The 13269-nt window shown below is 44.4% G+C and carries 18 protein-coding genes; 6 read left to right on the top strand and 12 right to left on the bottom strand.

What is annotated here, in order from left to right; all coding sequences use genetic code 11:
- A partial coding sequence (locus tag PX484_RS21255; RefSeq protein ID WP_288105407.1) for a histidinol dehydrogenase occupies nucleotides 1–372 on the bottom strand: 372 nt, incomplete at its 3' end.
- A 67-nt stretch (nucleotides 373–439) separates the two neighbouring features.
- Here PX484_RS21255 and PX484_RS21260 point away from each other — a divergent pair.
- The 3 genes from PX484_RS21260 (at nucleotide 440) to murB (ending at nucleotide 3820) form a co-directional block, all read left to right on the top strand.
- Nucleotides 440–1126: a hypothetical protein gene (locus PX484_RS21260; protein WP_002803262.1), complete on the top strand. Its 687-nt coding sequence runs from the start codon at nucleotides 440–442 to the stop codon at nucleotides 1124–1126.
- Nucleotides 1127–1359: 233 nt separating this feature from the next.
- Entirely contained in the window at nucleotides 1360–2787 is a 1428-nt protein-coding gene (murC, locus tag PX484_RS21265; protein WP_287670396.1) for a UDP-N-acetylmuramate--L-alanine ligase, read from the top strand.
- Between the two features lie 154 nt (nucleotides 2788–2941).
- Entirely contained in the window at nucleotides 2942–3820 is an 879-nt protein-coding gene (gene murB, locus PX484_RS21270) for a UDP-N-acetylmuramate dehydrogenase (protein WP_287670394.1), read from the top strand.
- A gap of 186 nt (nucleotides 3821–4006) precedes the next feature.
- Here murB and PX484_RS21275 read toward each other — a convergent pair whose 3' ends face one another.
- The 9 genes from PX484_RS21275 to PX484_RS21315 all read right to left on the bottom strand — a co-directional run bounded on the left by PX484_RS21275 (nucleotide 4007) and on the right by PX484_RS21315 (nucleotide 8521).
- The gene (locus tag PX484_RS21275) at nucleotides 4007–4552 is read right to left on the bottom strand and encodes a hypothetical protein (protein ID WP_002791843.1); all 546 of its coding nucleotides are present in this window, start codon (nucleotides 4550–4552) and stop codon (nucleotides 4007–4009) included.
- 29 nt (nucleotides 4553–4581) lie between these two features.
- Nucleotides 4582–5028, bottom strand: coding sequence for a Tse2 family ADP-ribosyltransferase toxin (locus PX484_RS21280; protein WP_002799046.1), 447 nt, complete (start codon nucleotides 5026–5028; stop codon nucleotides 4582–4584).
- A gap of 6 nt (nucleotides 5029–5034) precedes the next feature.
- A complete protein-coding gene (locus PX484_RS21285; RefSeq protein ID WP_079208077.1) occupies nucleotides 5035–5298 on the bottom strand; it encodes a KH domain-containing protein in 264 nt (87 codons plus the stop codon).
- 301 nt (nucleotides 5299–5599) lie between these two features.
- Nucleotides 5600–5887, bottom strand: coding sequence for a HigA family addiction module antitoxin (locus PX484_RS21290; RefSeq protein WP_002767514.1), 288 nt, complete (start codon nucleotides 5885–5887; stop codon nucleotides 5600–5602).
- Nucleotides 5887–6165, bottom strand: a complete 279-nt coding sequence (locus PX484_RS21295) for a type II toxin-antitoxin system RelE/ParE family toxin (RefSeq protein WP_002791849.1) — start codon at nucleotides 6163–6165, stop codon at nucleotides 5887–5889. Before PX484_RS21295 ends, PX484_RS21290 begins: the two co-directional genes overlap by 1 nt.
- Nucleotides 6166–6529: 364 nt before the next feature.
- Nucleotides 6530–6922 carry a hypothetical protein gene (locus PX484_RS21300; protein WP_002791850.1) on the bottom strand — a complete coding sequence of 131 codons (393 nt, stop codon included), beginning with the start codon at nucleotides 6920–6922 and terminating at the stop codon, nucleotides 6530–6532.
- Nucleotides 6919–7296 carry a DUF433 domain-containing protein gene (locus PX484_RS21305; RefSeq protein ID WP_287767351.1) on the bottom strand — a complete coding sequence of 126 codons (378 nt, stop codon included), beginning with the start codon at nucleotides 7294–7296 and terminating at the stop codon, nucleotides 6919–6921. Before PX484_RS21305 ends, PX484_RS21300 begins: the two co-directional genes overlap by 4 nt.
- A gap of 557 nt (nucleotides 7297–7853) precedes the next feature.
- Nucleotides 7854–8264, bottom strand: coding sequence for a type II toxin-antitoxin system VapC family toxin (locus PX484_RS21310; protein ID WP_002803249.1), 411 nt, complete (start codon nucleotides 8262–8264; stop codon nucleotides 7854–7856).
- A complete protein-coding gene (locus tag PX484_RS21315) occupies nucleotides 8261–8521 on the bottom strand; it encodes a hypothetical protein (RefSeq protein ID WP_002736321.1) in 261 nt (86 codons plus the stop codon). Before PX484_RS21315 ends, PX484_RS21310 begins: the two co-directional genes overlap by 4 nt.
- Before the next feature lie 325 nt (nucleotides 8522–8846).
- Between PX484_RS21315 and PX484_RS21320 the strand changes: the two genes are divergently transcribed.
- Nucleotides 8847–8969 (top strand): hypothetical protein, encoded by a 123-nt coding sequence (locus tag PX484_RS21320; RefSeq protein ID WP_288057221.1) that lies wholly within the window; start codon nucleotides 8847–8849, stop codon nucleotides 8967–8969.
- Nucleotides 8970–9065: 96 nt separating this feature from the next.
- Here the strand turns inward: PX484_RS21320 and PX484_RS21325 are convergent, their stop codons facing one another.
- A complete protein-coding gene (locus tag PX484_RS21325; protein ID WP_016514528.1) occupies nucleotides 9066–9737 on the bottom strand; it encodes a hypothetical protein in 672 nt (223 codons plus the stop codon).
- 430 nt (nucleotides 9738–10167) lie between these two features.
- A complete protein-coding gene (locus PX484_RS21330) occupies nucleotides 10168–10407 on the bottom strand; it encodes a DUF433 domain-containing protein (protein ID WP_287767353.1) in 240 nt (79 codons plus the stop codon).
- Nucleotides 10408–10611: 204 nt separating this feature from the next.
- Here PX484_RS21330 and PX484_RS21335 point away from each other — a divergent pair, with 204 nt between their 5' ends.
- On the top strand, nucleotides 10612–12345 hold the full coding sequence (locus PX484_RS21335) for a peptide ABC transporter substrate-binding protein (protein ID WP_288105412.1): 1734 nt from the start codon (nucleotides 10612–10614) through the stop codon (nucleotides 12343–12345).
- Nucleotides 12346–13269: ABC transporter permease (locus tag PX484_RS21340; RefSeq protein WP_288105414.1), on the top strand; the 924-nt coding region annotated here is incomplete at its 3' end.

Raw genomic sequence — 13269 nt, forward strand, 5'->3', positions numbered from 1 at the left:
GATAGGAGAGATTTTTTCGCCGGCAAAGACACCGGTTTCAATTTCTGCCAGTAGTGTTTCTTCCGGCATTTGGCGACGATGTACCTCTTGAATATTCCGGAAAGCCTGTTCAATGGCAGTTTTTACTTCCGGTTCAATTAAATGAAAAGCCCGCTCAAATTCTGCCTCGCTGACTTTGATATTTTCTACCGTCGCACCCTCGTAGTCAAAACGCCGCACATAGTCCACAACGCCGGCATCTCCCCGTTCGCGGATGGTTTCTATGACCGTTTGAGCGACTTTGAGGGCGTTATCAATATCTAACTCGGCTCTTTTCTGAAGTTTTGCCCGTTCCGCGCTACTTAATTGCGAAAGTTTTAATATTCTAACCACTATTGGTGCTCCTACTGCCCCCCGTCCTCTCAAGAATAGCGGGGAATCTGAATCTTTTTTGATTATAATGCAGATCATGTTTAAGCTCTCTTGCTGTTCTGTAAATGCGATCGCTCTTAGTTTATTATGGGGGGCGAGTGGTGCTGTGTGGGCAGAAACGGATTTAGACTTAGATCCGAAAATTCGGCAAGAAAGCCCGGTTTTAGAGCGTTGGTTAGAAAAAATACCCGATATCGCCGAAGATATTCGCCGCGATCCCAGTTTTCGCACGCGTATCCGCTTGGGATATGCAGAGTTTCCTTCTAGCGATAATTCCAGTGGCGTGATTTTGGGGGTAGAAGATGTGTTTTTCGGTCAAACCAGTTTAACCCTAAGCGGCGATTATCAGACGGTTTTTAACGGCAAAAGGACGGCAATAGGAGCAAATTTACAATACTATCTCCTCCCTGTGGGTGATTATGTCAATCTAGCTCCTATGGTGGGCTATCGTTACATTCAAACGGGAAATTACAGCACCGATGGGCTTAACTTAGGATTAAAGCTCAAATTAGCCCTTTCTCGCACGGGGGCGGCAGATATCACCGTCAGTCAGAGTTTTATCTCCCCCGGTGGTGATAACGAGGTGGGATTGACTACTCTTTCGGTTGGTTATGCGATTACCTCTAATTTACGTTTAGCCGCCGATATTCAAGCCCAAAATTCCCGCGCTCGTAAAGATAGCTCCGTGGGAATTTTACTGGAATGGCTGCCCTAATTAGGTTCGTGGGGGCAGCCTGTGGGGTATAGGGTTTTACCGATTTTTGGGACGTTTGGCAAAGCTCGGTAAAAAAAGGAATTGGGAGAAAAAAATTTAATTCTGCGTCAAGGATTTTGCAAGGTGACTGGGCAACATTTTGGAATTCTGCTCAAATGCCCCTATCATGAAGTTGACTTTACTACCGATCGAGTTTAAAACTTATATAATCGTGGGTTTGAGGAGTGAAAACAGTGAAAAAAGTTAATTTTAACGGCCAACCTTTCCATTTTATCGGTATTGGCGGTATTGGGATGTCAGCCCTCGCTTATATCTTAGCCAAACGCAATTTACCCGTGTCTGGCTCCGATTTACGTCCTACTCATATCACCCAACGGCTACAGGGAGCGGGAGCGCAGATTTTCCACCGTCAAGAGGCAAATAATTTAGCTTTATTTCATTCTCCTGGCCCTCAAAACAGTAGCCAAACAGTTCCGCAAGTAATCTGCTCCACGGCGATTAATGACCATAACAAGGAATATCAAGCGGCCAGAGACTTAGGATACCCAATTTTTCACCGTAGCGACGTTTTAGCGGCTTTAATCGCTGATTACGACAGTATCGCCGTCGCTGGCACCCACGGCAAAACCACCACTAGCAGCCTAATCGGTTACGTTTTGTTAGAAGCGGGATTAGATCCCACGATCATTGTCGGTGGTGAGGTGGACGCTTGGGAAGGTAACGCTCGTCTTGGTCAAGGTCGTTTTTTAGTGGCAGAGGCCGATGAGTCCGATGGTTCCCTAACCAAGCACGCCCCGAAAATCGGCGTAATCACTAATATTGAGCTAGATCACCCAGATCATTACCATAATTTAAGCGAAGTTATCGATACTTTCCATGAATTCGCCCATCAGTGCCAGATTTTAGTCGCTTGTTTAGATTGTGACACGATCGCCGAGCATTTCCGTCCGACAATCAGTTATAGTCTCGATCCCGAAAAAGGTGCCGATTACACCGTCAGCGAGATTATCTATGAACAGGGAATGATGAAAGCTTCCGTCTGGGAAAAAGGCAGTTATCTGGGACAAATGGAAGTGAAAATCCCCGGGCAACATAATATCAGTAATGCTTTGGCAGTGGTGGCCATCGGACGTTATCTCGGTTTAGAATTTGCCGTTATTGCCGATGCGATCGCTACTTTTGCCGGGGCAAAACGCCGTTTTGAACACAAGGGAGAGGCAAACGGCATCACTTTTATCGATGATTATGCCCATCATCCTAGCGAATTGTTGGCCACGTTAGCGGCGGCAAAATTAAAGGTAGAAGGCAAACAGTACCAACGTTCGATCGCCGTTTTCCAACCCCATCGCTACAGTCGCACCACTGCCTTTTTAGAGGAATTCGGCTCCGCTTTCAGTTCCGCCGATGTGGTAGTCTTAACCGATATTTATAGTGCCGGGGAAGTGAATATCAATCACGTCACGGGGCAGCAAGTGGTCGAACAGGTGAGAAAACACCATAAAAACGCCTACTATCACCCTGAATTGAGTTCTTTAGGTCAATTCCTGCTAGAAATTCTCCAACCAGGGGATCTAGCCCTGTTCCTCGGCGCCGGCAATCTCAATCAAGTTATCCCCGAAATGCTCTCTCTTTACCGCGAACAATTAGCAGTTAGAGTATAGGAGTCAGGATTCAGGAGACAGGATTCAGGAGTCAGGAGATTATTTTTATTTATTCTCCCCGCTTCTCGCTCCCTGCTCCTCTGCTCCCCATCTCCCCAACCCCCAATTCATAATTTATAATTCATAATTTATAATTCCCAACCCCTAAAACCCTATGATTAAATCCTCTGTTTCTCTAGCTGATTTCACTTCCTACCGGGTGGGGGGAAGAGCGCAATGGTATGCCGAACCAGTTAATCTAGAGGAATTAAGAGAATTGTTCGCTTGGTGGCAATCGCAAGATTTACCCTTGACTGTTTTGGGGGCTGGTTCAAATTTACTAATCAGCGATCGAGGTTTACCCGGACTTGTCCTCAATACTCGTCATCTGCGATCGAGTTGTTTTGATGCCGAAACTGCTACGATTACAGCAGCGGCGGGGGAACCCCTGCCAAAAATAGCTTGGAGAGCGGCAAAACGGGGCTGGAGGGGCTTAGAATGGGCGGTGGGTATCCCCGGTACGGTGGGGGGTGCTGTGGTCATGAATGCGGGGGCGCACACCTCCTGTGTGGCGGATCGATTAGTGCGGGCGCTGGTATTAAATCCCGATGGTCAGTTAGAAACTTTAAGCAAAGAAGATTTAAATTATAGTTATCGCAGTTCTTCTCTGCAAGGGGATCAACGTTTAGTTATCGAAGCTACATTTCAGTTAGAAGCTACCGATAATCGCGAGGAAATAATGGCAATTACTACCCATAATTTACGCCATCGCAAAAATACCCAACCCTATGATCGTCCTAGTTGTGGTAGTGTTTTCCGCAATCCTAAACCGCAATTTGCCGGGGCTTTAATTGAGGGAATGGGATTAAAAGGTTATCAAATTGGTGGGGCGCAAGTATCAGAATTACACGCTAATTTTATCCTGAATATTGGTTCAGCAAAAGCCTCGGATATTCTGCGTTTAATTCGCCATGTGCAGGAACAAGTGTTCGATCGCTGGTCCCTCTGGTTAGAACCAGAGGTGAAATTTTTAGGGGAATTTGACGGGATTTAATTATTTTTCTCGATAACGGTTGAACTCAGCCACGATAGGCTGGAGTGCGACGGCAAATATTTTTATAATCCTCTAGCATGGTGCGTTCCCCAAAAATCTATTGGTGGGGCAGTAGGAGCCACATTAGGGAACGCACCCTACAGCGATGGGGATCGTACTGACAGTGGGAGCAGTGTAACGGTCTAGTTATGCCGTCTTCGCTTGTGAGGTTAACTTAAGCAGTTCATTAAGCTTATTTTTTAAGTTTTGGGATACCATAAGCGGATTGTAGACTTCTCCTGCGTAGGGTTGCCAAACATAACTAGAACTAAAGGGGCGCAATACTGACAATATTCCTAGCTCTTGTTCGAGTGGTTTTGCTAAAACCAGTCCTGGGATAGATAAGTTAGATGATTCTTCGATAAGCTCGCTGTAAGTTCTAAATTCATCGACTTCAACACCAACCAGTGCATAACGGAATGGGGGAGCAAATCGTAGGGACTGATATAGTAAGATACCTAACTCTGTCATTGAATATGCACTTTCAGGGCTGTCTATTCCCACTTCGCTAAGATTACTTGGTGAAACACGACACCACCAATTTTCTTCTATATCTTGGAATATATCTGTGTGACACTGGCAATGGCGACCAGTTGACAGCAACCATGATATTCCCTCAAAATGCTGAGCAAATTTATAGGCGTTGCTCTCATCCGAACCACATTCTGCCGATAGACTAAATATCCATGCCATTTTGATAGCCTCCCATTGTGTGTATGCCACTAATCAACCTTTTCCCAATATTTTTGGGTGTTTGCCAATGCTGCCTCGTACTTTTCTAGAGCCATTGTAACTCTTGGCATGATGCTAACGTGAGTCGGGCTATCTTGGACAGCCTGTAAATCCCCTGTGATATGGCTATCGTCAATTTGCCATAAAGGGTCTTTGCCAGTTCCACCAAAACTGGCAGGTTTGCGAAATGCTGGTAAACCTTCAATGGATAGGGCAACAGACATTCCCTTTGTGTCCCTAATGGCAACCGTTACAAGATCGCCATGCAACTTACGCTGTGGCTCTGGTAACAAATAGCTTTGTTCATCTAGGCAACCTACTGGCATTTGCTGAATGTTTATATCGATATTAGGTCTAACCCCTAATAATCTGGCACTACGACCAATTTTGGGTCTGTCGTTTTGCTCTGCCATGCCACGATAGTAGAGTTTCGCCATCACCCACTACTTGTATTTTACCTTTAGCTTCATTGTACCTGAAGCACCAACAATAAACTCAATTGGGACACCATCAACGTCTGAAGATAGACCAACACCAGCTTTCTGAGACATTGTAATCTCTATTTCATCAACACCATTTTCTTTTCCTGCTCGAATAATGTCGATCGCTACTTTTCTTTGTTCTGCAATCTCTTTTTCGTTAGCACCTGATGTAAGAAGGGAAATACCGTCCAAAACAAGTGCTACTGGAAGCGCCAAAGGCACCATTGCAAGCTAACTATTCTGCGACAAGAAGGTAAGCGCTTTATGCCGTTTTTCTGGCGTTGTGATGTCAAACTCGTTGGATTCACTCATACTCATTGGCTGGGTTCTATATAGCTATCGATTAACGAAGTGTTGGAATACAAACACAGAATATCACGCCCAAAAGCGTGTTAGCCAGATTAGCCTACTGCTAGTGGAGCAGTAGGAGCCACATTAGGGAACGCACTCTACAGCGATGGGGATCTGCTATGCAGTGCCTTCGGCATCGCACTGGGGTGTTGAGTCCGTCGGCTGCAAACCCTGGTTAGACAACTGATAGCCGTTTGACTTTGATATTGCCAATTGTCTGCTCTGCTTGCCATAGATCGTATTGCATTTGCTGATTGAGCCAACTTTCAGGAGATGTATCGAAAGCTTTCCCTAAGCGAATTGCCATTTCGGGGCTAATACCTGCCCTACCATTTAAGATGGCAGATAGGGTTTTTCGACTTACACCCAATGCTTCAGCAGCCTCAGTCACAGTCAGATTCAAAGGTTCGAGACAAAGTTCTTTAAGAACTTCACCAGGATGTGGTGGATTATGCATTTTCATCAGTGGTAGTCCTCAAGATCGACATCACAAGCATCAACACCGTCAAAGGTGAAAGTGATCCGCCAGTTTCCAGATACTCTCACCGTCCAGGTTCCTTTACGTTGCCCTGCCAGTTGATGAAGTACCAACCCGGGTAAGTTCATGTCTTGCGGTGAAGTTGCAGCACTGAGACGAGCCAGAATCAGCCGAATTCGTTGGGCATGATTTGCCTGAATGCCTCGGGTGGTTCCCGACTCAAAGAACTGCTCTAGTCCTCGATGCTTGAAACTGACTATCATCCATTAAGTGTAACCCATAACGTTACTGGTTACAACCCAACGATAAAAAAATAACGCCTACTATTTTTAATATATCTCGTGGGTGGTGCGTTACGACTACTGGACTATTGATTATACGGAAACTTTCCGTATATCACACCCAAAAGCGTGTTAGCCAGATTAGCCTACTGCTAGTGGAGCGGTAGGAGCCACATTAGGGAACGCACCCTACAAGATCGGCGATCACACTGACAGTGGGAGCAGTCTAACGTTCCCAATCACCCGTCGCAGATAGACTTTGCATCATAACTGATTAGCTTTCGTCGGTCGGTGTGCATTGGGGTTGTTATGCCTTGTCACCAACAGATATGATGCGCCAATCACCTTATGGAATAAACAACCGACCAGCCCCCATATAGTCTTGGATATCGATCACAATTTCTACAAGCCTTTCAACGCAGCGTTCTCGATAGTCAGATTCATTGACCCTATCCGGATCGCCAATCGTAATGATCGGAAATGAAGTCGGTTGATTTTCTTCACGCATTACTTGTTCCAACGAGTCTTCACCCTTCGCATTCCGGTTTGCCGTAAGTAAGAGCATCCCGTTGGTTTGGGCAAATCTCCAAACTACTCGATCATTGCTGTCTGCGGGTAAGCCAACGTCTTCAAATGTCCTCAACCGAATTAGAGCGAGATCTAATAACCCGCTAACAACAAGACTTCCAGAGATCAGAATTGCCTGCCGATTCAAGTTGTAATCAGCCAGAACAATCATTGCTTCTTCGCTTCCCGCTTTGCTCTCCGTTCCTGAAGTTTAGCTCTAACCGCTTCATAGCCTGGACGAGGAGGAGTAGCAGCGATCCGAGCAAAACGTTCGCGATTCCTCTCTTCCCAAAATTGTTTAGTTTCTGCGGCAGTCTTTAAAATCTCCTGATACTCTGCTTCCACTTCTGTTCGATGTGTTTCAATGTAGGAAAGGGCAGCATGAATCTGAGCATCTGTAAGATTGAAGGCATCACGAATAAACTTGGGTGGATACTGAGCTTTGAGATAATCGATTACGTCATACAGAGTAATACGAGTATCCGCAATTGTAAGCCCTCGCTCTGTGCGGATTATAGCTGTTTGTCCATTCGATGCCAGTGCCATAGCAGTCTTAGCTTTTAATCATTTAATTCCATAGTAGCGCACAAAAAAAGCAAGGGGAACCAACGCCCCCCAACGACTGATTCACAAAATCCTTAATCCTCAACCCAGACCTTCAAAATGTATTTCAGCCTCGTTCCTGCATCTAGCCAGTAGTGAACTCCAACATCTGGCAGTTCAGTATCATTTGTGTGAGCGTCACCCCGTCCTATGCCATCATCAAAGGGAGTAATACGGTGTTTGGAAACCTCTTTGTGGAATTCCACCCGTGTTATTCTTGCTCCAGTGCAAGGAAATTTATCGTCTCCTCACTTGCCAAGCATACCAGATTCGTAAGTTCTCGAAACATCAACTGCTAGTCATTCAGCCATAATAAACCTCCTTTTTTGCTGTAACTTTTCCGTATATCACGCCCAAAAGCGTGTTATCCAGATTAGCCTACTGCTAGTGGAGCGGTAGGAGCCACATTAGGGAACGCACCCTACAAGATTGCGATCATACTGACAGTGGGAGCAGTCTAACGGTGGAGTTATACGCCGTTGGAAGCAGGTCTTCGATCATTACACTTGAATGATATCAAAGCTTTCTTTGTTTGTAATCCGATAAAACAGGAAATCTGAATCGATTGTGAGAATTTGCCGATATCCTGTCTTTTCAGCTACCAAGACCAGGGTTGCATCCGCCAAGTCCATGGGGCGATCACGGTATTGCTCCATCAATGCCAACAAACGACTGTAATCACTTTCCTGAATATCGTAAACCACCAGCAGTTTGTCTAAAAGAAGCTGTCCCAGTTGTTTTTGCATTTGCCAACCACCCCGATGCAGCGCAAGGTACATGGCTTCGGTCAGGCATGACCAAGTTGTTAAAAGGGGCGTTTCTAATCGGAGGACTGCGTTTTTATAGGCGTTATGCTGAGACTGAGTTCGATCTACAAGACAAAGTAGGACTCCGGCATCGCACAGGATCATAGATCTAGTCCTTGTTGCCGATATTTTTTGAGCAGGAGTTGCTGATAGTTGCTGACTGGTTGAAGTGGCGTTACGTCTAAATGATCCACCGTCTCAAACCATTGTGACCATCTCTCGACAATTTTTTCAGCAGTTTGGCTGGTATCAGGTTTAGCTTGATGTTTGTGGATAATACAATCAATGAAGTCACTCACCTCTTGCAAGAGTGGCTCGGAGAGTTGGTGCAATTTGGCGATCGCAGTATCACGAGTTGTCATAGGAACTCCTCTATACAGTTTTCTTTATTGTGAGCGTAACGTTAATCGCGTTTAGTTCCTAAGCTATCACGATTTTAAATTGCTGGTTGATAGGAGAGAACAGTACAGGGATTGCCGGGGATTTAGCTAAACGGAAACTTTCCGTATATCACGCCCAAAAGCGTGTTAGCCAGATTAGCCTACTGCTAGTGGAGCAGTGGGAGCCACATTAGGGAACGTACCCTACGGCTAACTGTGAGTATGAGGCACACGGGATGTGAAGCCGCCTAACGGCTTAATTGAGCAGCAAGAGATTCCGTTCAACTAAGCGTAAACTACTCTAATATTGTCCGCTCCAATGATGTGTTATGCGCCGATCGCTTATCAATTATTTATCTTTGCGATCGCCGACAATCTCTCGGAACTCATCAACGAAACCGATAACTTTTGCTTGCTTAAACTTGTCTAAAAATAGATAACTTTAACGGGCGTATCGTTTCAGCATAACGTTCGAGTTCAGGGGCGCTGCGCAGCTTTATCGCGCAGCGGCCCCTGGAACGAAGTGTTATGTTTCAAGTTTATCGAAGGCACTGATTAACCAATCGATCTTCTGATCTTTTCTATATGGACTGGGATAGCGGTACCAAGGGTAGTCCAACTGTAGCCCCTGCACCCCAGGGATTTCGGATAAGAATGCAATAGCAGCATTTCGAAGTACTTCAGTAGAACCCCATGCTGCAACTATGCGAGAACTTCCCGCACAATCACGTTGAAGCCCGCCGAGCCGCTTGGGATGGATAATGCTATGGGGACTGGAGGGGTCACGCTTCTGAGCATCCTCAAAATCCACTGAAAAGCTGCCGCTGTTTCCGTTTCTGAGATCTGATAGGTTGAGAACCCTGACGTGCTTCCACCTCTTTAGCAACATCAGGCGCATCAGTTGGTACTGCGCGTTATCTGGCCTGGCTGGAATCAGTTCCCTCGACCATCCGCCATCAAGTACATCGCTCACTGAGTAGCATTTTGGAATGTAACTTATATCGAGTGGCCTAGAAGAACCCGGATTCATCATTATCACTACCGCGTCCGGCACCCCTGTGGCTTCAGAATCTCCGGCATTGGCGATAATTTCCAAAACGCTTCGGCACGGAAACACTTTTCCGGCGATTTCTACGTCATAGAAATGCCCTCGCACCGAGAAGGAGCGCTTCAATTCATCTGCGTAAACAAATTCCACTTAGGCTAGCGCTCCGAATGAAACATAACGGCTTAATTGAGCAGCAAGAGATTCCGTTCAACTAAGCGTAAACTACTCTAATATTGTCCGCTCCAATGATGTGTTATGCGCCGATCGCTTATCAATTATTTATCTTTGCGATCGATATGATGTAGCCTGTGTTAGCGTTAGCGTAACGCACGGATTTTGAACATTAGATAAGGTGCGTTACATTTCATTAACGCACCCTACAAGATCGGCGATCGCACTAAATCCCTTGAGTAACGCACAGAAAACGGGTTTCTCCGAGAAACCCGTTTTCTACTCATGCAAAAGCAATTTTGTAGGGTGCGTTAGGCGGTGATCACCTTGGAATGAAAAACCAAAATTAGTAATCCGCCGTAACGCACCAGTTAAGTATTATCAAAGTTCTCATCAACCAGAAGCTTGATCATGCTTGCCGCGCTGCTTTACGCGCAAGAAAGCGATCCCGCAATCCCTGGGGGTCAAATCTCCCTTGATTGATTACCCGAATCTCCTGTGCTTGCTGTTGTCGCTGTTGCAAGTAGGATTCTACTTCCGATTGGTGCTTGAGGTAAAAAGCGATCGTGGCGTAAACGTCAGCTAGATTTAGTGATGGGTAACGATTAACGATTTCCGCTGCTGTCGCACCCTGATGAAATAAGGTCATAAGCATTTTCGTCGCCGTGCCTAGAATTTTATTGTCTAGTACAGGCCCGCTATTATGGCACGAACGATTTAACTTGACTAGGAATGGATAAAGGCAAATAATCAATTAATCGATCGAGATCAAGACTCAATGTCTGATAACTTGTTATTGGTGGGGTAGGGAATCACCTAAGTCACCCTGTTGAATTATTGATTGTCATTAAAAATGTTTAAGCGATCGCTTTTCTTGCCCCTGTTAATTTTATCCCTTAGTTGTACGCTGCTTTTTAGTGCTTGTCGTCAACAAACAGCTAATAATCCTCCGGCAACGGAAAATAATAATTCAGAAACTTTAAAACTTTTATATTGGCAAGCGCCGACGATTTTAAATCCCCATCTCTCCACGGGATTCAAAGACTCAGAAGCGAGTCGCATTACCTTAGAACCTTTGGCTAGTTTCGATGAAAAAGGGGAATTAGTTCCTTTTTTAGCGGCAGAAATTCCTACTATTGAAAATGGGGGAGTTGCCCGGGATGGTAAATCGGTGACATGGAAGCTAAAAAAAGATATTAAATGGTCAGATGGTACTCCTTTTACTGCCAAAGATGTCATCGCTACCTATAATTTTATTACCAATCCGAAAACTGGTTCTACTAGCGCCGGCAATTATGAAATAGTTAAAACTGTGGAAGCGATCGATCCCCATACAGTTAAAATAACTTTTAAGCAAGTTAATCCCGCTTGGTCATTAGTTTTTGTGGGGACAGAAGGGATGATTTTACCATCACATCTCTATGAAAAGTATAGCAATGAAACGGCACGCCAGGCCCCTGCTAATTTATTACCGGTGGGAACTGGCCCCTATAAAGTGGTAGAATTTAAACCGGGAGATACGGCGGTTTATGAACCAAATTCTTTTTTTCGAGAAGCGGATAAATTAGGTTTTCAAAGAATAGAATTAAAAGGAGGAGGTGATGCAACTTCTGCGGCACGAGCGGTTTTACAGACACAGGAGGCAGATTATGCCTATAATTTGCAAGTAGAGGCTAAGGTTTTAAGTGATTTAGAAAAAGCGGGTCGGGGTCAGTTAATATCTAGTTTCGGTTCTTTGATTGAACGAGTTTTATTTAATCTGAGCGATCCTAATCAAGCTACTCCTGAAGGTGAGAGGTCTAGTATTAAGTTTCCCCATCCTTTTTTGAGTGATGTGAAAGTAAGAGAAGCTTTATCTTTAGCCGTTGATAGAGATACTATTGCCACGCAGCTTTATGGTATTACTGGGAAAACAACTCCTAATTTTATTGTGATGCCATCGGAATATAATTCTCCCAATACTCGCTATGAATTTAATCTAGAAAAGGCTAATAAATTACTAGATGATGCGGGATGGAAAGATAGTAATGGTGATGGCACTAGGGATAAAAATGGGGTAGAAATGAAATTAGTTTTTCAAACCACTGTCAATCCTCTCCGTCAGAAAACCCAAGAAATTATCAAACAAAGTTTACAAGCGATCGGGGTAGGAGTAGAATTAAAAACTATTGATGCCAGTATTTTCTTTTCTAGCGATCCTGCTAACGATGACACGGTAGAAAAGTTTTATGCTGACCTACAAATGTACACTACAGGTAATAATAGTCCCGATCCAAAAGCCTATTTTAAAACCTTTACCTGTAGCGAAATTCCCCAAAAAGCTGATGGTTGGGCCGGGGATAATTATGCTCGTTATTGTAATCCTGAATACGATAAATTATGGCAAGCTTTTAGTCAAGAATTAAAACCAGAAAAACGGAGAGAAATAGCAATTAAAATGAATGATATGTTAATCAATAATTTTGTGATTATTCCCCTAGTTCATCGTGCCGATGTGGTGGCAATTAGCAATAGTTTGTCGGGGTTTAAATTAACTCCCTGGGATAGAAATACTTGGAACATCAAGGACTGGAAGCGTAGTAAATAAATGCTCAAATATTTTCTGAAAAGATTATTATTTTCGATTCCCACTCTTTTAGCTATTAGTATGGTGGTTTTTGGCATTTTGGCCCTAGCGCCGGGGGATCCGATGGGGGAATTTGCAGCTAATCCCGCTATCACCGAAGCGGTGCGAGAAAATATTCGCAAAAGTCTCGGATTAGATCAACCCCTTCCCGTGCGTTATGTCAAGTGGTTGTTAGCATTTCTTCAAGGAGATATGGGCTATTCTTTCACCAGTCGCAGCCCAGTTTTTACCCTCATTTGGCAGCGTTTACCCACAACCCTCTGGATTGTCGGTATTGCCTATATTTTCGGGGTTTTAATCGCTTTTCCTTTGGGCGTAATTTCAGCAGTCAAGCGCTATTCTTGGTTAGACAAAATCATCTCTACTTTTTCGCTACTTGGCTTTTCTTTACCCACCTTTGTGACGGGATTATTATTAATTATTATCTTTAGTGTGCAGTTAAACTGGCTACCATCTTTTTATAACAGTACCCTAGAAATCCGTGATTTTAATAGTTTGGTCGAGCAGGTTAAACAGTCAATTATGCCCATAACCGTATTAAGCTTATATCAAGGGGCGATGTTGATGCGTTTCGTGCGTTCTTCCGTAACTGAAGAAATTCACCAAGAGTACGTTAAAACTGCCTTAGCCAAGGGATTAACTAATTTTTCTGTCCTAACTAAGCATATAGTTCGCAATGCTTTAATCCCCGTTGTCACCCTGATTGCTCTCGATATTCCCTCAATTTTTACTGGGGCCTTAGTTACAGAACAAGTGTTTCGTGTGCCGGGTATCGGTGCTTTATTAATTGATTCTATTTCCCGCAGTGATACCCCCGTAGTGATGGCGATTACCTTTATCTATGGGATTTTAATTGTTATCTTTAACTTAATTGCCGATTTAACC

This window comes from Microcystis sp. M49636_WE2, from assembly GCF_030065375.1.
Taxonomy (GTDB): Bacteria; Cyanobacteriota; Cyanobacteriia; order Cyanobacteriales; family Microcystaceae; genus Microcystis; species Microcystis aeruginosa_C.